Below are 17,858 nucleotides of genomic sequence, written 5' to 3'. Positions count from 1 at the left end.
ACAGATGGTAGCCGACAAGATGCAAGACAGTAAAAATAGTCAAGAAGAGAAGCATGATGTTTTAAAATCTACACAAACAGTGATACATAAAGCGTTAGAAAAACTAGGCTATCCTGATGAAGTGTATGAACTATTAAAAGAGCCATTACGAATGATGACAGTAAAAATTCCTGTTCGTATGGATGACGGATCAGTTAAGATTTTTACAGGTTACCGAGCGCAGCATAACGATGCAGTTGGTCCTACGAAAGGTGGAATTCGTTTTCACCCAAACGTAACTGAAAAAGAAGTAAAAGCTCTATCTATATGGATGAGTTTAAAATGTGGAATCGTTGACCTTCCTTACGGTGGAGGAAAAGGTGGAATTGTTTGTGATCCTCGAAATATGTCTTTTGGAGAATTAGAGCGTTTAAGCCGCGGATATGTTCGTGCGATTAGCCAAATTGTTGGACCAACAAAGGATATTCCAGCGCCGGATGTGTTTACAAATTCACAAATTATGGCTTGGATGATGGATGAATACAGCCGGATTGATGAATTTAACTCACCGGGCTTTATTACTGGAAAGCCCCTTGTCTTAGGTGGTTCGCACGGACGTGAAACAGCGACTGCAAAAGGAGTAACTATTTGTATTCGTGAGGCAGCGAAAAAACAAGGCATTGAATTACAAGGTGCACGGGTAGTAGTACAAGGGTTTGGAAATGCAGGAAGCTTTTTAGCTAAGTTCATGCACGACGCTGGCGCTAAAATTGTAGGGATATCCGATGCGTACGGAGCGCTGCATGACCCTAACGGTTTAGACATTGATTATTTATTAGATCGACGCGATAGCTTTGGTACAGTAACGAAATTATTCAATAATACAATCAGCAATAAAGAGCTGCTTGAACTTGACTGTGATATCCTAGTTCCAGCTGCGATTGAAAATCAAATTACAGAAGAAAATGCCCATAACATTCAAGCGAGTATTGTAGTAGAAGCAGCAAATGGACCAACAACTCTTGAAGCAACGCGCATCTTGTCAGAGAGAGGAATTTTATTAGTTCCAGACGTTTTGGCAAGTGCCGGCGGTGTAACAGTCTCTTATTTTGAATGGGTGCAAAATAACCAAGGTTATTATTGGACGGAAGAAGAAGTAGAAGAAAAGCTTGAAAAAGTAATGGTTAAATCATTTAATAACATCTACGAAACCTCTACAACTCGAAAAGTCGACATGCGTCTAGCTGCTTATATGATAGGCGTAAGAAAAATGGCGGAAGGCTCTCGTTTCAGAGGCTGGATTTAAAAACAGAACAGCAGAACAATTGCGTAAATAGAAAAAATCTCCTATCATTAATGAGGAGATTTTTTTGTTTTACACTGCGTTAAAATAAAAAAAGGTGCGTTTACAACTGAAGGAGTGACAGGCATGAAGAAAGAAAAAGTAATTATTGTTGGCGGAGGACCATGCGGCCTTTCAGCAGCTATTGAGCTTCAACATACAGGTATTGATGCCCTTGTAATTGAAAAAGGAAATATCGTGAATGCCATTTATAACTATCCGACCCACCAAACGTTTTTTAGTTCGAGTGAAAAACTAGAAATTGGGGATGTCCCTTTTATTACGGAAAATCGTAAGCCTGTGCGCAACCAAGCTCTTGCTTACTACCGAGAAGTGGTGAAGCGCAAGCAAGTTCGAATTCAGCCGTTTGAACGTGTCTTGCAAGTAGACAAACAAGCGGAAAACCAATTTAATGTCACAACATCTAAAGAGACGTATGAAGCGGAGAATGTCATTATAGCTACGGGCTATTACGATCATCCTAATTATATGAATGTTCCTGGTGAAGAGTTATCAAAGGTATTTCATTATTTCAAAGAAGCGCATCCGTACTTTGATAAAGATGTAGTCGTTATAGGCGGAAAAAACTCTAGCGTCGATGCAGCTCTGGAATTGGTGAAGTGTGATGCAAGGGTGACGGTTGTTTATCGTGGCTCAGATTACTCCCCTAGCGTAAAACCTTGGATATTGCCTGAATTTGAGGCGCTGGTTCGAAATGGAACAATTGGGATGCATTTTAATGCTCATGTAACAAAGATAACGGATGAAACGGTAACATATGAGCAGGAAGGGAAAGAATCTACGATTCGTAACGATTTCGTTTTTGCAATGACTGGCTATCATCCTGATCATTCTTTCTTAACAAAAATGGGTGTGGAATTAGATGCTGAAACAGGCCGCCCTTCTTTCAACGAAGAGACGATGGAAACAAACGTGGAAGGAATTTATATCGCTGGTGTGATTGCTGCAGGAAACAATGCTAATGAGATTTTTATCGAAAATGGACGTTTTCATGGGAAATCCATTGCTTCTCATATTATCAATAAAAACAACGCATAGGCTTCTATGCGTTGTTTTACTAATGATTAAATAGCTGCTGCAGCTCATCATGATTCGTTGTTACTTGGAGAGCAACTAACAGTTTAATGCGTGCTTTAGGACCATTTAAGCCATTTGAAAAAATAACGCCCATCTCTTTCAACTGCTTGCCACCGCCTTCATATCCATATACATCTTGAGCAATTCCATTAAAACAGCGAGAAACGAGCACGATGGGTATCTTTCGCTTCAAAAGCAATTGAATGCCTGGAATTGTGAGAGGAGGTAGATTTCCTTGACCGAGGGCTTCAATTACAAGTCCATCAACATTCATTGAAGCCACTGCTTGAAACAAGTGGTCGTCCATTCCTGCATAAGCTTTTAATAAAGTGATTTGTTTATCTATTTGATTAACAGGATAAAATTCATGTTCTGTAGGCATGTGGTGAAAAGATACGCCGCGTTTTGTAATTAATCCTATTGGCCCATACTGGGGACTTTGAAATGTCGCCACGTTGCTTGTGTGGGTTTTGGTCACATTTTCAGCGGTATGAATTTCATCGTTCATCACAACTAAGACACCTTTTCCTTTTGCACCGTCACTAATAGCCACCCGAACCGCAGATATAAAATTATAAGGACCGTCTGAACCAATTTCATTGCTTGATCTCATGGCTCCAGTTAAGACAATTGGAATATCTGTATGCACTGTTAAATCTAAAAAATAAGCGGTTTCTTCCAGCGTATCCGTACCGTGAGTTAACACGACTGCATCAATCTTGCCTTCATTAATTTTATCGCGTATTTTCTTTGAAAGTATAAGCATTTCCTTAGGAGTAATGTGAGGAGAAGGCAGATGAAATGCTTCTTCTACGATTACATTGGCCATACTTGAAACAGATGATGTGGAGCGGTGAAGCGGATTTTGAATATCTGGTGTTACCGATCCAGTTGCCATGTCTTCTTTCATAGAGATTGTGCCGCCGGTGTGAAGAATATAAACAGTTTTCATAGAGAGCTCCTTTCAATTTTTCATATAAGTATGATACATTTTTTGGTATACTTGTTTAAGGTCTTTGTTAGGCTTTGTAAATCGACAGCAAGTTATGTGAGCATTTACATATAAAGATAAGGACATTATAGACGGAGATTTTCATCCTAAAGATAACATGTTACTATTAAAAAAAATAGAGGAGATGAGGCGCTATTTATGTTGGCGATTGTATCTGCAGGCATTGCGCCAGGATTGGCATTGTTAAGTTTTTTTTATTTGAAAGATGAATATGAAACTGAGCCTATTTCAATGGTATTAAAAACATTTATTTTTGGAGCAATGCTTGTTTTGCCAATTATGTTTATTCAATATGTATTTGGTGAAGAACACGTTTTTCAATCACCTTTTCTTCAAGCATTTTTTACGACAAGCTTTTTAGAAGAATTTTTCAAATGGTTCATTTTATATTTCACGATTTATCAGCATGTGGAATTTGATGAGCATTATGATGGAATTGTTTACGGGGCAGCTGTTTCATTAGGTTTTGCTACCGTTGAAAATATTTTATATTTATTTGCAAATGGTTTAGAATCAGCGCTAGGAAGAGCCTTTTTACCCGTATCTAGTCATGCTTTATTCGGCGTCATTATGGGGTATTATTTAGGGAAAGCAAAGTTTTCTGAAGGAAAGGAAAAAACGAAGTGGACGCTGTACTCCGTATTTGCGCCGCTCGTTTTACATGGAACATATGATTATATTTTAAAAACAATGGATCATTGGGTATTTATTATTATTCCATTTATGATTTATTTATGGTGGCTGGCATTAAGAAAAGTAAAAAAGGCCAAACAGCCATCGATTGTCTAGGCTCAGCTTGTAAATCTTTTTTGAGAGATTTACGAGCTGAGTTTTTTTCATTTCGGTAAATTTTGCGCATCTTGTATAAAAAAACAACCTTTACAAAAAATACTCCTATCATCTTATCAGTTACATACGATGTAGGAGGTTTTGTCATGTTATCATTTCGATGTTTTAAAAAGTATGCATGTCTCATATGCATATGTTCATTTATTGCAGCGTCCGTTGTGAGTCCAAAGGCCGCTCACGCGTTTTCAAATCAAGTCATTCAACACGGAGCAGTTGGAGATGACGTTATTGAGCTGCAGTCGAGACTTCAGTATTTAGGTTATTATAATGGGAAAATTGACGGTGTATTTGGATGGAGCACATACTGGGCACTGCGCAATTTTCAATATGAATTTGGCATTAAAAAGATTGACGGTTTAGCAGGCTGGCAAACAAAGATTAAATTAGCCAACGCGACAAAATATCACGAAAACTATGTGAAAAATCAAATTAGAAAAGGGAATAAGTTTACGCACTATGGCGGTCAGCCTCTTGATCAACAGTCTAAAGGAAGCCGTAGTGGGAAAAGCAGCGGGAACAATGGCCAGAAAAAAGCACAAAGCGGATCTTCTCAGGCAAAAAAACCTGCCAGTCAGCCGCAGCGTAATACGTCTAAAGGAAATTCTGAGCAACAGAAAGAAAAAGCACAAAAGCCAACAGCGGTGAATGTACCGAGCGGTTTTTCACAAAATGATATTCAGCTCATGGCAAATGCCGTGCATGGTGAAGCACGGGGTGAACCATATAATGGCCAAGTAGCCGTAGCGGCCGTTATTTTGAACCGAGTTAACAGTCCGTCATTTCCAAATACAGTCGCTGGAGTTATTTTTGAACCGCGTGCATTTACTGCCGTAGCAGATGGGCAAATCTGGCTTGAACCCAATCCAACATCTAAAAAAGCGGTTATGGATGCGATTAACGGATGGGATCCTACTGGGAATGCTATTTATTACTTTAATCCGGATACAGCAACAAGCGCATGGATTTGGTCACGTCCTCAAATTAAGCAAATTGGGAAACACATTTTCTGTCGATAAAGAGAGGTGAAGGAAACATGATTCGAACAATTTTAATTGTATTATTAGCTATTGGTGTTGTAGGTGTAGGGTATTGGGGGTACAGCGAACATCAAGAAAAAGATGCTGTGCTGCTTCAAGCCGAGAATACGTATCAACGAGCATTTCATGATCTGTCATATCAGCTAGATTTATTAAATGATAAAATCGGTGGCACGCTCGCCATGAGTTCGAGAGATCAGCTTTCGCCCGCGCTTGCAGAAGTATGGCGTTTAACTTCTGAAGCTCATAATAATGTAGGACAGCTGCCTTTATCGCTTTTACCGTTCAATAAAACAGAAGAGTTTCTTTCAGATGTTGGTGACTTTACGTATAAAGTGGCGGTAAGGGATTTAAGCAAATCCCCCCTAACAGATAAAGAGTATAAAACGTTAAATTCGCTTTATGATCAGTCAGGCGAAATTCAAAATGAAATGCGCCAAGTACAGCATCTAGTCATTGATAATAACTTGCGCTGGATGGATGTTGAGCTAGCCTTAGCTACAAAAGAAAAGCAAGGGGACAATACGATTATTGACGGATTAAAAACCGTTGAAAAAAGTATGGATTCTTTTGCCGAAACAGATTTAGGCGTTATGAATGCAACGAATGAGCAGGAAAAAAATGCTTTTCATCAATTAAAAGGCAGAGAAGTTAGTGAAGATGTTGCAAAACAAGTGGCGCGTTCGTTTTTGAATTTAAAAGGAAATGAACAAATTCATATTGTAAAGAGCGGAAAAGATGCCGATTATGAGGTGTACAGCTTAACCATTACAGATCCAAAGACTAAACAAGAGACGTATATGGATATTACACAAAAAGGTGGATATCCGCTTTGGGTGCTCGAAGATCGAGATATTAAAAAACAAAATATTAGTTTAAACGATGCTATGAACAAAGCGACTAAGTTTTTAAAAGATCATCGTTTTGAAAGCCTAGTAATGGCTGAAAGCGCTCAATATGATAACATGGGAGTTTTTACATTCGTAGAGCAAACGGAAAGTGGAGTTCGGATTTATCCGGATTCAGTTAAAATGAAAATGTCTTTAGAAGATGGATCTGTGATTGGTTTCTCAGCTAAAGACTTCTTATTAAAACATCGTACAAGAGATATTCCAAAACCTAAAATTTCGAAAGAACAGGCAAAAACCAAGCTGAACTCGAATGTAAAAGTGATGGAAGACCGCTTGGCAATCATTACGAATGATTTAAACGAAGAAGTGCTATGCTATGAGTTTTTAGGGACAATAAAAAATGATACGTATCGTATTTTCATCAATGCTGATACGGGTTTTGAAGAAAAAGTTGAAAAACTGCAAAACTCAGAACCTTTATATAATGAAGTGTAAAGTTGATAAAAACCGGTGTCTATAGACACCGTTTTTTGTGTTTTGTGATATTTTATTGAGTCTAAATGACTAATTTATATTTACAAAATAAATATATTTGACTATGTTTAAATAAAGGGAAAAAGTGTATATAGTGGAACTGAAGGAGAGAGAAGATGATAAAAGCGGGAATGAGGTTGACGTTAGAGAGCGGGCACAGAGAGTCTATATTACAACAAACATATCGATGTAAAGTAGTTGAGTTTACGGAAGACGTGATTTATATTAGCTATCCGCTAAATGAAGAAACGCAGCGAAGTGCTTTTTTACTAAAAGGTACAAAATTGCTTGCTACGTTTATTGGATATGATCAAAATGTATATACCTTTCCAACTGAAGTAACAGGGCGTGAAATAAAAGGCATGCCTGTTGTGAAGCTCTTTTACCCGGGCGATAAAAAGTTGAAATCTATCCAAAGAAGAAATTTTTTCCGTGTGCCGCTTACAGTGAAGGCGGTGATAGAAAGTGAACAAGAACAGCAGGACGTAATGGAAATCATGACTAAAAACATCAGTGCAGGTGGAATAGCCGGCTCCTTCCATCACTCGCTGCTTTTTAATGAAAAAGATTCGGTTGTTGTACGATTAAGTCTTCCTAATCGTGAGGGAGCTTTGCAGCATCTTGAATTAAAAGGGGAAGTTGTACGAATTACCGCCCCGACTTCTTGTAAAGTAGGTCAGCTATCTATTAAATTTATGGATATGGAAAAACAAACGAAGGAAATGATGATTCGTTATACCTTAAAGCGTCAGCTTGACCTAAGAAGAAAAGGTCTTCTTTAGCGTATAAAAAAAACTTCTCTTTCCTAAACTGTAAGCAAAGATATTACTTCTTACAAAAGGAGAAAAAAGGTGAATCGAATAGAACGAATTTTAATTAAATTAGTGGTTATTCAATTTGTGTTTTTAATAATTGCCCAATGTATTTTATTATCTAGCAGTCACAGTACATATTTCTCAAAGGTTATTCAGTATGAGGGAGTGAGCAAAAATAATTTTAATAAAATTATTGAAACATTCGACCAGTAGTCGGACGTATGGTAGAATAACTAGGAAAGAAGCATGCAGTGAACACCAGGCAGGAGAAGACCCCCTGCTCTTTTTTTCGTTTATAAACGTTTCATATAAAATGGCTCATTGTATAAAAGATGAAAGTGGTTTGTTCCTGTTTTGAAATTAAGGGAGGCACTTATGGAAAAACAAATTTCAATCGCAATTGACGGTCCTGCAGCTGCTGGGAAAAGTACAGTGGCAAAGATTATAGCAGAAACCTTATCATATATTTATGTTGATACAGGAGCGATGTATCGTGCTCTAACGTATCAAGCGCAGAAAAACCAGGTAGATTTGCAAAATGAAGCAGAGCTATTGCATTTGCTTAACGAAACAGTAATCGATTTAAAACCGTCTGAATCTGGACAGGTAGTCATCTTAAATGGACAGAATGTTACAAGTGAAATTCGTTCCGCAGAAGTAACTAACTCTGTATCCATCGTAGCAAAACATCGTGCAGTTCGCAAAGAGATGGTAGTGAGACAGCAGGGCCTTGCTAAAGATGGAGGCGTTGTAATGGATGGACGTGATATCGGTACACACGTGCTTCCTCACGCAGAAGTTAAAATCTTTTTATTAGCGTCTGTGGATGAAAGAGCACAGCGACGCCATGACGAAAACATAAAAAAAGGTTTTGAATCAAATTTAGAGCGTTTAAAAGAAGAAATTGCCCGCAGAGACAAGTTGGATTCTGAGCGCGAAGTAGCACCTCTTAAAAAAGCTGAAGATGCAATTGAAATCGATACAACTTCTTTATCGATTGAAGGAGTTGTAGAAAAAATACTTTCTATTACAAAAGAAAGGATTGGATGATTTTGAGCTTTTATATGTTTGCACGTGCCATTGTAAAAGGCATTTTAACACCAGTTTATCGTTATGAAGTAATCGGTGCAGAAAATATCCCTTCAGAAGGCGGAGTTTTGCTTTGTTCAAATCATATTGACAACTTAGATCCGCCTACTGTAGGTGTGACATGTCCAAGGCCTATTTCGTTTATGGCAAAAGCAGAGCTGTTTAAAGCACCTTTTCTGAAGACTGTTCTGCCAAAGTTAGAAACATTTCCTGTAAAGCGCGGGATGGCAGATCGCGAAGCTTTGCGGCAAGGGTTAAAGATTTTAAAAGAAGGGAAAGTACTTGGATTATTTCCCGAAGGAACAAGAAGTAAAGATGGGAAATTAGGAAAAGGGATGGCTGGAGTAGGCTTTTTTGCTTTGCGTTCAAAAGCAGCTGTTGTGCCTTGCGCTGTTATTGGTCCATATAAGCGTTTTGCAAGGTTAAAAGTAGTGTACGGACCGCCAATTCAGATGGATGAGCTTCGCGAACGAAAAGCATCAGCTGACGAAGTAACCGAAGTTATTATGAAAAGCATTGGTGAATTAATTGAAAAATATCAATAGTTTGTAACCTTATGACTTGACAAAAGATTCTATTTATTAGAAGTTAGTAACAAAGAGAGTTTTTTCTATACAGAGCTATATACAATAATGATGAGCTAAAAGAGTGAAGAACTCTTACAAGGGAATACATATTGTAGATGGATATTGGAGGAGGAAAAGACGATGACAGAAGATATGAATCAAGTAGAGGTAACGTCATTAGAAGTAGGGGAAACAGTAAAAGGTACTATTACAAAAGTAGAAGAAAAGCAAGTGTATGTAGATGTACCTAACAGCAAACTAGACGGTATTATTCCAATTAGTGAATTAGCGAGCTTACATATTGAAAAAGCAGGCGATGTAATCCAAGAAGGTGCCGAAGTCGAAGCGAAAGTAATTAAAGTGGAAGACGATTTGCTTGTGCTATCTAAACGGGCTGTAGATGCTGAAAAAGCATGGGATGGTTTAGAAGCAAAACTTTCTTCAGGTGAAGTGTTTGAAGCGGTAGTCAAGGAAATTGTCAAAGGCGGATTAGTAGTAGATATTGGTGTAAGAGGGTTCATTCCAGCTTCTCTTGTTGAAACTCATTTCGTTGATGATTTTGCAGAGTATCAAGATCAAACTCTTACAGTCAAAGTAGTAGAATTAGATAAAGAAAAAAACCGCGTGATCCTTTCGCATCGTGCAGTTGTAGAAGAAGAGCTTGTACAACAAAAAGAAAATGTTCTTGAGTCATTAAAAGAAGGTCAGGTTTTAGAAGGAACCGTTCAGCGCTTAACAGACTTTGGAGCATTTGTAGATGTAGGCGGAGTAGATGGGTTAGTGCACATTTCTCAGCTTTCACATACGCGTGTAGAAAAACCTTCAGACGTAGTAGCTGAGGGAGATACTGTGAAAGTCAAAGTATTGTCTGTTGACAAATCAACGGGGCGTGTTTCATTATCTATTAAAGATACGTTAGAAGGTCCATGGTCCAACATTTCTACGAAGCTTCGCCAAGGTGATGTAGTAGATGGAACCGTTAGAAGACTTGTATCTTTTGGAGCTTTTGTGGAAGTTCTACCTGGAGTAGAAGGGCTTGTACACATTTCTCAAATTTCCCATAAGCATATCGGGACACCGCATGAAGTACTTTCTGAAGGTGAAAAAGTGACGGTAAAAGTACTTGATGTGAATGAACAAGAACGACGCGTTTCGTTGAGCATTCGTGATCTTGAGGAAGAAGAACAAGAAGATTATGGTGACTATGAATTACAAGAAGAGTCCAAAGGTTTCCAATTAGGTGATATGATTGGGGATCAATTAAAAAAATTAAGATAAGTAATGGTGATGATTTGTGAGCAGAGCAAAACGTAAAATTGATCACATTCATCATGCGATTCAAACGGGACAGCATAGGCTGCACGGGCTAGATGATATTCGCTTCGTTCATAATAGCTTACCAAATACAGGCGTGCACGATGTTCATATTGATACAAAAATTGGCGAACTTTTGTTAAGTTCGCCAATTTTTATAAATGCTATGACGGGTGGAGGCGGACAAGAAACGGAACGGATTAACCGTTCGTTTGCTCAAATTGCTCATCATGGTGAATTAGCAATGGCCGTTGGATCGCAGATGGCTGCGATTAAAGATGAAAAGGAAGAACAATCATACAGAGTAGTGCGTCAAGAAAACCCTAACGGAATTATTTTTGCCAACCTAGGCAGTGAAGCTACAGTGGAACAAGCTAAAAAAGCGGTTGATATGCTTGAAGCAAATGGACTTCAAATTCATTTAAATGTTATACAAGAACTGGTTATGCCCGAGGGAGATCGTGATTTTACCGATGCATTACGTCGTATTGAACGCATTGTAAGGGAAGTAACCGTTCCTGTAATTGTCAAAGAAGTAGGTTTTGGGATGAGCGCTCAAGCAGTGCAAAAACTTAAAGATGTTGGTGTTGAAATCGTTGATATTGGTGGGTACGGCGGTACCAATTTTTCGAAAATCGAAAATGAAAGACGAGCAAAACATTTTCACTTCTTTAATGATTGGGGAATTTCCACAGCAGCTTCTTTAGCGGAAGTATCTCAGCACGTAGAAGGTATGTCCATTATTGGTTCAGGAGGTATTCAAACCTCTATGGATATTGCTAAGTCTATTGCGTTAGGAGCTTCTGCAACGGGAATGGCAGGATATTTTCTATCCATTTTAATGAAGTCTGGTTTAGAAGCAGTCGTAGAAGAGATAGCCAAGCTGCATGAGGAGTTAACGTTTATCATGGCTGCGCTAGGAGCAACTTCTATTGCTAAGCTTCAGCAAATGCCTCTAGTTATTACAGGGGACACCCATAGCTGGCTGACTCAGCGAAATGTTTCCATAGATACATTTAATAACAGATGATAAAAAAGCATGCAGTTAACTGCATGCTTTTTTATTTCTTTAAAAGATGAATGATCGCGTTTTCATTTAAAAAAACAAAAAATGTTGGCAGAAGAAGTGACAAAAAGCATGAAATCCCAAACGTTAGCCACTTATAATAAGTTAAATAAACAGAAAAATCAGAAAAAAGAGGTGACATAATGAAAAAGGGACATCCTATATTTACAATTTTTCTTTTCTTTTTAGGCTGGGTTTTCATGTATGCAGATCGTAATATTTTATCTCCAGTTATGGGAGATATCGGTGCACAGTGGGATCTTAATAAAGCTGAACTTGGGCTAATGTCTACCGTATTTTTTGCAGCGTATGCAGCTATGCAAATTCCAACGGGTTTTTTGGCAGATCGATTTGGGCGCGTTAAGATCTTAGTGGCTGGATACATTTTGTTTGGAGTTGCCACATTTTTCACAGGACTTACGACTACTTTCGGTATGTTCTTACTCATGCGGGCGCTGACAGGACTTGGAGAAGGAACGTATTATGGCTCACAATACGGAATTTCTTCAAGCATCACGTCCGAACGATACCGAGGTCTAGTGTCTGCGCTCATCAATAGTGGAATGGCTTTTGGTATATCACTTGGTTTTATCGGTTCTACATACATTACATATACGTTAGAAAAAAACTGGCAGTTTACTTTTTACTTATTTGCTATTCCGACTATAGTAATAGCTATTTTAATAGCTTTCTTTGTAAAAGATAAGCAAAGGGATCAAGAAAAAAATTCGCCAAATAAAGAAACAAAGCAGTCGCTAAAAGTATTATTTACAAGAAATCATATTTTCGTATACATTTTAATCTTCTGCTCTCTTTACGGATTTTTTGGGATGCTGACGTGGCTTCCGTATTACTTGCAGCACTCGCGAGGCTTAGAAGGGTCTCAAACAGGCATTATAGCATCTTTAGTACCGTGGGCGTCTATTCCAGGAGCAATCTTCTTTGGATATATATCTGATCGAATTGCAAATAAAAAAGCATTAATTGTGAGTTTGTCAGTAGCGGGCGCTTTATGTCAATTTTTTATTCCCTATACAGAGAGTTATTCTTGGCTATTAATCGGCTTAATTGTGTACGGTCTGATAGGGAAATTAGCATTAGATCCGATTTTGATTTCGTATATGGCGGATATTACTCCATCGTCCATGTACTCTAAAGTGTACGGTTTTTTCAACTTCAGCGGTATGCTGTCATCGATCTTTGCACCTTACATTACCGGATATTTTGCAGATAAACTTGGAAGTATGGAATTCGGATTTTATTTGTCAGGAGCACTATTGTTAGTGGGAGGAGTTCTCTTTTTGTTTACAGGAAAGAAAGAACGTTCCTATTCTATTTCACATCCAGTTTTAAAATAAAAAAATGCGCTGACTTAGTCAGCGCATTTTTTTATTTATGATCATTTAACTCGCGCGCTTCTTCAGGACTTTGCAAGCTTGTCGCTCCCGGGTAGTGAAGTCCTTGATCACGGTCAGATTCAACTCGTTTTGATTCCTTTAATTTTTTCTCTTGACGATCTTTTCCCATTTTATATTCCCTCCTTTTTTCTGATAGGTTGTCCAAAATAAGGGGGTCTATTCTAAAACTCCGATTAAGTTTTCCAAAATTGATACATACTGATGACAGGTAGAGGAGGTGCCATATTCAGTGGACGGAATTTTCTTTTATTGGCTTTCGTGGATGGGATGGATTGTTGCGACTTTTCTTATGCCCAAAACACCTAGGCGTTGGAAGGTAGCAGCCATTATATTAATCAGTATACTCCTAAGCGGAATGAACATGCATACGGCTCAGTTTTCATGTAGCTACACCGCTTTGTTTTTAGTGGGGGTAGCGTGTATTTATGCTTCAGGCTACAGCAGGTTTCAGCAGTTATATTATGTTATGGTATGCGGCATTATAATAATTGCCTATGCTGGTTTTTGTTTACTTGAGCTCTATGATCCTGTGTGGATTTTTATTGATCGTAAGTGGATTTTGACTGGACTTATCTTATATATTTGCTTTATGGTGATTAAAGATGCTGAAAAAAGATTCGCAGCGATCATTTTAGGTGTAGTTGGAGGAGATTTTTTATACGCAGTTGTCATTCGAGATATTGCATCTTATGAAGTAGGGTCTCTTCGGACACTCGACGTTTTAGCAACAGCAGTAGGATCTATGTTTATTTGGGAGATGCTGGTTTATTTCTCTGCTTATTTAGATTTGTACGTGCTGAAGTCTCACAGGCAAAAGCAAAGTACTTACAAATAGAAGAAGAGATTTCGTAAAATTATATTGTTGTTACCGGTGATTTTTGATAAAATTGTTTGATTGAAAGAGTAATGCTTATTCAGCGGATAGGCAGTTAATCAGCTTGGTGTAAAATAGAGCTGATAAAAAGCCTGCTTTATCGCTTATGATCGATTAGTAGAGGTCATGCCACGCTGCATGGCCTCAATTTTTGAAAAACGAATGATCTTATTTATTTGTACATGTAGATAAATACCTTTAGTCGATTAAAGACTGGTTGCCTATACATAAAAAAGATCAAGGAAAGGGAAGAATCGTATGCCAAAACCAATTATTGCGATTGTTGGTCGTCCCAACGTAGGAAAATCAACAATTTTCAACCGAATTGTAGGAGAGCGAGTATCTATTGTAGAAGATATTCCGGGTGTAACTCGTGATCGTATCTATAGTTCAGGTGAGTGGCTGAATTTGGACTTTAACATTATTGATACTGGCGGTATTGATATTGGAGATGAACCATTTTTAGAACAGATCAAACAGCAGGCAGAAATTGCAATTGATGAAGCGGACGTAATCATTTTTCTAGTGAATGGACGCGATGGAATTACTGCGGCTGATGAAGAAGTGGCGAAAATTTTATATAAATCCAAAAAGCCCGTTGTCCTAGCTGTTAATAAAGTAGATAATCCTGAAATGAGAGAATTAATCTATGATTTCTACGCACTAGGATATGGAGAACCGTTCCCAATCTCAGGAACGCATGGTTTAGGTTTAGGTGACCTGCTAGACGAGGCAGCTAAGCACTTTCCAAAAGAAAAAGACGAAGATTACGGAGAAGAAGTCATTAAATTTTCATTGATTGGTCGTCCTAACGTAGGAAAATCTTCATTAGTTAATGCTCTTCTAGGTGAAGATCGTGTTATTGTCAGTGATCTTGCCGGCACGACACGCGATGCCATTGATACAAAGTTTACAAAAGAAGATCAAGAATATGTTGTTATTGATACAGCTGGAATGAGAAAACGTGGAAAAGTGTACGAGAGTACGGAAAAATACAGCGTACTGCGCGCATTAAAGGCAATTGAACGCTCAGATGTTGTCTTAATTGTATTAAATGCTGAAGAAGGTATTATTGAACAAGATAAGAAAATTGCTGGTTATGCACAAGAAGCTGGAAAAGCTGTTGTCATCGTTGTGAACAAATGGGATACAGTAGAAAAAGATGAGAAAACAATGAAAAAATTTGAAGAAAATATACGTGAGCATTTTCAGTTCTTAACATATGCTCCAATTGTATTCCTTTCAGCTAAAACGAAAAAACGTACGCATACGCTATTGCCAATGATTGATCTTGCAAGCGAAAGCCATGCGGTGCGTGTAGAAACAAGCATCTTAAACGATGTGATTATGGATGCAGTAGCAATGAACCCTACGCCTACTCACAACGGCAACCGCTTAAAAATCTATTACACAACTCAAGTAGCGATCAAGCCGCCAACTTTTGTTGTGTTTGTAAATGATCCTGAGCTAATGCATTTTTCATATAAGCGTTTCTTAGAAAATAAGCTTCGTGAAGCTTTTGGATTCGAAGGAACTCCAATTAAAATTATTGCAAGACCAAGAAAATAACAGAGGATGTGATCGGCGTGGAAAGAATAGCTGTACTAGGAGCAGGAAGCTGGGGAACTGCATTAGCTTTCGTATTGGCGGAAAATGGACACGATGTTCGCATTTGGGGACATAGACAACAAGTCATTGATCAAATTAACGAGACGCATCAGAATGAAAAATATTTGCCTGGTGTAGAGCTTCCTCATCAGATTAAAGGTTTTACGTCATTAGAAAAGGCAATAGAAGGTGTTGAAACCCTTATTTTAGCTGTTCCAACGAAGGCCATTCGTGAAGTGTTGCAGCAGCTAAAATCCCTTACCGATGAACTGTTTACAATTGTTCATGTAAGTAAAGGAATTGAACCGGATTCTCTTTTACGTATATCTCAAATGATTCAAGAAGAAATTGATACAAAAGACATCGTTGTCTTATCAGGTCCGAGTCATGCTGAAGAAGTAAGTAGAAGGCAGCCGACAACCGTGACGTCAGCTTCAACAAATATACAAGCAGCAGAAAAAGTGCAGGATTTATTTAATAATCAGCAGTACTTCCGTGTTTATACAAATCCTGACGTGATTGGTGTGGAAATTGGGGGAGCGTTAAAAAATATTATTGCTCTTGCTGCTGGTATCACGGATGGACTTGGATATGGTGACAATGCGAAGGCTGCTCTTATGACTCGTGGCTTAGCTGAAATCGCTCGCTTAGGTACTGTGCTTGGTGCCAATCCTCTGACGTTTTCAGGTTTGACCGGGATTGGAGACTTAATTGTAACGTGTACAAGCGTTCATTCTCGAAATTGGCGCGCTGGTAATCTTCTTGGAAAAGGCAAAAATTTAGACGAAGTATTAGAAAATATGGGAATGGTTGTAGAAGGTGTACGCACGACGAAAGCAGCTTACCAGCTATCTCAAAAATATGACGTGAAAATGCCGATTGCTGATGCTTTATATAATGTACTGTTTAATGATGTGAAGGCAAAAGATGCAGTAGACGCCCTTATGTCTCGTACTAAAACACATGAAATGGAAGATTTAGCGAATGTTTTAGGAGAAAAATTAAATTAAGTGCAAAGAAATATGAAAAAATAGGCAATTGGTGATACCCAAAATCATTTACTTGCATAAAATAACGTGTAAATAAAGATGAGTAGAACTGTTAGTATGGGAATATTTAGTTATGATCGAAGCGAAGAGCCCCCTTCGCTTCGATTTTTTTTATGTGAAAAAGCAGGAATTTGTCAATTTAATAGGAAAGTAATTACTATAGAGCTTGAGTTACTGGAAGGTAAATAAATAGTGAATTTAGAAAGTTCTATCAATATTCATCTTAACTATAAGTCCTTATGTTATAATAACGGTGAAAAAAGGAGTGGATGCAATTTGTCGCCAGGTTTGTTAAAGATGTGGATTTCATTGGGTTCCATTGTATTTATGTTCATTTCGGTATTTTCTATTTACTTTAGTCGTTATAAAATTACAAACCGCATTGGTAAAATTGTACTCGCTTTCATTGCCTATTCGCTTATGATTGTAGCAGGTCTTATTATGGTAATTGTTGTATTGAGCGGGCCGACAGATGCTTAATGTACATATGGTAGGGTGAGGAAAATGAAAAAATTCATGCTAACGTCTATTGTTGGGTTAACCATTTTTGTATTATCCGGTTGTTTGTACCCGGCGGAAAGAATGTCTCAAAATCAAGTTCCTTATAAAGATCAAGTTGCTTCCGTGCAAACGGCGGTTGATCAATTTAAACAAGAAAGCGGAGGCTTATTGCCAATAAAAACGAAAGATATGGACACGCCGATTTATCAAAAATATCCAATTGACTTTACGAAAATAGTTCCTAGATACATGCAAGACGCACCTGGGAATTCGTATGAAAGCGGAGGGATATTTGCGTACGTACTTGTGGATGCAGAAACAAACCCCACGGTTAAATTATTAGACTTACGGATGGCGGATACGATTCAAGATGTTAACGTACATTTGAATATATACCGTCAAAATCATAAAGGGTACGTACCGTTTAAAGACGTCATCGCTCCCGGCGTATTCTCTATTAATTATAAAAAATTGAATATGAAAGAGCCTCCTGTCGTTACTAGCCCATATACAGGGAATAGTCTTTCTTTAATTGTTAATGGACAGGGAGATGTATTTGTAGATTATCGTCCTGATTTGTATGATGCCATTCAAAAGCATAAAAGCTCCTACAAACCTGGTGAAGATATACGAAAGCTCCTTGTGGAAAACAGTGATTTTGTACCTGCTTACTCTCTTCCTTATACAGTCAACGATAAGAATGAACCAATATTTTTAAAAAAATAAGTCATGAACCCCTTCTCCTTGAATAATATTCAGAGAGAAGGGGTTTTCTCTTTCTTGTACACCAATAATGATAATCAGAATGACTAAGTCAGCATGTGCATGAAAAAAATCATAAATTTTTCTATCAAAA

General features: G+C 38.0%; 19 protein-coding genes. 17 read left to right on the top strand and 2 right to left on the bottom strand.

What is annotated here, in order from left to right; all coding sequences use genetic code 11:
• Window positions 1-19 precede the first annotated feature (19 nt).
• Both LJC66_RS22100 and LJC66_RS22095 read left to right on the top strand, forming a co-directional pair.
• A complete protein-coding gene (locus LJC66_RS22100) occupies window positions 20-1,285 on the top strand; it encodes a Glu/Leu/Phe/Val family dehydrogenase (RefSeq protein ID WP_374199259.1) in 1,266 nt (421 codons plus the stop codon).
• 123 nt (window positions 1,286-1,408) lie between these two features.
• Entirely contained in the window at window positions 1,409-2,380 is a 972-nt protein-coding gene (locus tag LJC66_RS22095; protein ID WP_230933541.1) for a YpdA family putative bacillithiol disulfide reductase, read from the top strand.
• A gap of 19 nt (window positions 2,381-2,399) precedes the next feature.
• Here LJC66_RS22095 and LJC66_RS22090 read toward each other — a convergent pair whose 3' ends face one another.
• Window positions 2,400-3,371 carry an asparaginase gene (locus tag LJC66_RS22090; RefSeq protein ID WP_230933540.1) on the bottom strand — a complete coding sequence of 324 codons (972 nt, stop codon included), beginning with the start codon at window positions 3,369-3,371 and terminating at the stop codon, window positions 2,400-2,402.
• 198 nt (window positions 3,372-3,569) lie between these two features.
• Here LJC66_RS22090 and prsW point away from each other — a divergent pair, with 198 nt between their 5' ends.
• From prsW to LJC66_RS22040, 10 genes are all read left to right on the top strand, one after another.
• Complete coding sequence (prsW, locus tag LJC66_RS22085; RefSeq protein ID WP_230933539.1) at window positions 3,570-4,220, top strand: glutamic-type intramembrane protease PrsW; 651 nt, start codon at window positions 3,570-3,572, stop codon at window positions 4,218-4,220.
• 146 nt (window positions 4,221-4,366) lie between these two features.
• Window positions 4,367-5,296, top strand: coding sequence for a spore cortex-lytic enzyme (gene sleB, locus LJC66_RS22080; RefSeq protein WP_230933538.1), 930 nt, complete (start codon window positions 4,367-4,369; stop codon window positions 5,294-5,296).
• A gap of 17 nt (window positions 5,297-5,313) precedes the next feature.
• On the top strand, window positions 5,314-6,663 hold the full coding sequence (gene ypeB, locus LJC66_RS22075) for a germination protein YpeB (RefSeq protein ID WP_014458333.1): 1,350 nt from the start codon (window positions 5,314-5,316) through the stop codon (window positions 6,661-6,663).
• A 155-nt stretch (window positions 6,664-6,818) separates the two neighbouring features.
• A complete protein-coding gene (locus LJC66_RS22070; RefSeq protein ID WP_047930819.1) occupies window positions 6,819-7,484 on the top strand; it encodes a flagellar brake protein in 666 nt (221 codons plus the stop codon).
• A 69-nt stretch (window positions 7,485-7,553) separates the two neighbouring features.
• Window positions 7,554-7,730: a YpfB family protein gene (locus tag LJC66_RS22065; RefSeq protein ID WP_013059030.1), complete on the top strand. Its 177-nt coding sequence runs from the start codon at window positions 7,554-7,556 to the stop codon at window positions 7,728-7,730.
• 162 nt (window positions 7,731-7,892) lie between these two features.
• Window positions 7,893-8,567, top strand: a complete 675-nt coding sequence (gene cmk, locus LJC66_RS22060) for a (d)CMP kinase (RefSeq protein WP_230933537.1) — start codon at window positions 7,893-7,895, stop codon at window positions 8,565-8,567.
• Window positions 8,564-9,151 (top strand): lysophospholipid acyltransferase family protein, encoded by a 588-nt coding sequence (locus tag LJC66_RS22055; RefSeq protein WP_057233610.1) that lies wholly within the window; start codon window positions 8,564-8,566, stop codon window positions 9,149-9,151. Before cmk ends, LJC66_RS22055 begins: the two co-directional genes overlap by 4 nt.
• Before the next feature lie 162 nt (window positions 9,152-9,313).
• Window positions 9,314-10,450 (top strand): 30S ribosomal protein S1, encoded by a 1,137-nt coding sequence (gene rpsA, locus LJC66_RS22050; RefSeq protein WP_153255014.1) that lies wholly within the window; start codon window positions 9,314-9,316, stop codon window positions 10,448-10,450.
• Window positions 10,451-10,466: 16 nt separating this feature from the next.
• Window positions 10,467-11,516: a type 2 isopentenyl-diphosphate Delta-isomerase gene (fni, locus tag LJC66_RS22045; RefSeq protein WP_230933536.1), complete on the top strand. Its 1,050-nt coding sequence runs from the start codon at window positions 10,467-10,469 to the stop codon at window positions 11,514-11,516.
• A 179-nt stretch (window positions 11,517-11,695) separates the two neighbouring features.
• Window positions 11,696-12,910, top strand: coding sequence for an MFS transporter (locus LJC66_RS22040; protein ID WP_230933535.1), 1,215 nt, complete (start codon window positions 11,696-11,698; stop codon window positions 12,908-12,910).
• 31 nt (window positions 12,911-12,941) lie between these two features.
• On the opposite strand, the gene LJC66_RS22035 is transcribed toward LJC66_RS22040, so the two are convergent.
• Window positions 12,942-13,079, bottom strand: a complete 138-nt coding sequence (locus LJC66_RS22035; RefSeq protein WP_016765475.1) for a YpzI family protein — start codon at window positions 13,077-13,079, stop codon at window positions 12,942-12,944.
• 120 nt (window positions 13,080-13,199) lie between these two features.
• Here LJC66_RS22035 and LJC66_RS22030 point away from each other — a divergent pair, with 120 nt between their 5' ends.
• From LJC66_RS22030 to LJC66_RS22010, 5 genes are all read left to right on the top strand, one after another.
• Window positions 13,200-13,805 carry a YphA family membrane protein gene (locus LJC66_RS22030; RefSeq protein WP_230933534.1) on the top strand — a complete coding sequence of 202 codons (606 nt, stop codon included), beginning with the start codon at window positions 13,200-13,202 and terminating at the stop codon, window positions 13,803-13,805.
• A 297-nt stretch (window positions 13,806-14,102) separates the two neighbouring features.
• Complete coding sequence (der, locus tag LJC66_RS22025; protein WP_014458340.1) at window positions 14,103-15,413, top strand: ribosome biogenesis GTPase Der; 1,311 nt, start codon at window positions 14,103-14,105, stop codon at window positions 15,411-15,413.
• Between the two features lie 17 nt (window positions 15,414-15,430).
• A complete protein-coding gene (locus tag LJC66_RS22020; RefSeq protein WP_050689707.1) occupies window positions 15,431-16,462 on the top strand; it encodes an NAD(P)H-dependent glycerol-3-phosphate dehydrogenase in 1,032 nt (343 codons plus the stop codon).
• A gap of 315 nt (window positions 16,463-16,777) precedes the next feature.
• Window positions 16,778-16,981 (top strand): DUF2768 domain-containing protein, encoded by a 204-nt coding sequence (locus LJC66_RS22015; RefSeq protein WP_195695946.1) that lies wholly within the window; start codon window positions 16,778-16,780, stop codon window positions 16,979-16,981.
• A gap of 24 nt (window positions 16,982-17,005) precedes the next feature.
• Window positions 17,006-17,728 carry a hypothetical protein gene (locus tag LJC66_RS22010; protein ID WP_217598367.1) on the top strand — a complete coding sequence of 241 codons (723 nt, stop codon included), beginning with the start codon at window positions 17,006-17,008 and terminating at the stop codon, window positions 17,726-17,728.
• The last annotated feature ends 130 nt before the right edge of the window (window positions 17,729-17,858 follow it).

It is taken from the genome of Priestia sp. TSO9 (assembly GCF_021029645.1).
GTDB lineage: Bacteria > Bacillota > Bacilli > Bacillales > Bacillaceae_H > Priestia > Priestia megaterium_E.
The sequence above is the reverse complement of the archived record's forward strand: the minus strand, read 5'-3'. Positions and strand labels throughout refer to the sequence as shown.

Excerpts from the sequence above, each read along its gene's own strand:
- LJC66_RS22100 (WP_374199259.1), top strand. The coding sequence starts at position 20 with ATGCAAGACAGTAAAAATAGTCAAGAAGAGAAGCATGATGTTTTAAAA.
- LJC66_RS22095 (WP_230933541.1), top strand. The coding sequence starts at position 1,409 with ATGAAGAAAGAAAAAGTAATTATTGTTGGCGGAGGACCATGCGGCCTT.
- LJC66_RS22090 (WP_230933540.1), bottom strand. The coding sequence starts at position 3,371 with ATGAAAACTGTTTATATTCTTCACACCGGCGGCACAATCTCTATGAAA.
- prsW (WP_230933539.1), top strand. The coding sequence starts at position 3,570 with ATGTTGGCGATTGTATCTGCAGGCATTGCGCCAGGATTGGCATTGTTA.
- sleB (WP_230933538.1), top strand. The coding sequence starts at position 4,367 with ATGTTATCATTTCGATGTTTTAAAAAGTATGCATGTCTCATATGCATA.
- ypeB (WP_014458333.1), top strand. The coding sequence starts at position 5,314 with ATGATTCGAACAATTTTAATTGTATTATTAGCTATTGGTGTTGTAGGT.
- LJC66_RS22070 (WP_047930819.1), top strand. The coding sequence starts at position 6,819 with ATGATAAAAGCGGGAATGAGGTTGACGTTAGAGAGCGGGCACAGAGAG.
- cmk (WP_230933537.1), top strand. The coding sequence starts at position 7,893 with ATGGAAAAACAAATTTCAATCGCAATTGACGGTCCTGCAGCTGCTGGG.
- LJC66_RS22055 (WP_057233610.1), top strand. The coding sequence starts at position 8,564 with ATGATTTTGAGCTTTTATATGTTTGCACGTGCCATTGTAAAAGGCATT.
- rpsA (WP_153255014.1), top strand. The coding sequence starts at position 9,314 with ATGACAGAAGATATGAATCAAGTAGAGGTAACGTCATTAGAAGTAGGG.
- LJC66_RS22040 (WP_230933535.1), top strand. The coding sequence starts at position 11,696 with ATGAAAAAGGGACATCCTATATTTACAATTTTTCTTTTCTTTTTAGGC.
- LJC66_RS22035 (WP_016765475.1), bottom strand. The coding sequence starts at position 13,079 with ATGGGAAAAGATCGTCAAGAGAAAAAATTAAAGGAATCAAAACGAGTT.
- der (WP_014458340.1), top strand. The coding sequence starts at position 14,103 with ATGCCAAAACCAATTATTGCGATTGTTGGTCGTCCCAACGTAGGAAAA.
- LJC66_RS22010 (WP_217598367.1), top strand. The coding sequence starts at position 17,006 with ATGAAAAAATTCATGCTAACGTCTATTGTTGGGTTAACCATTTTTGTA.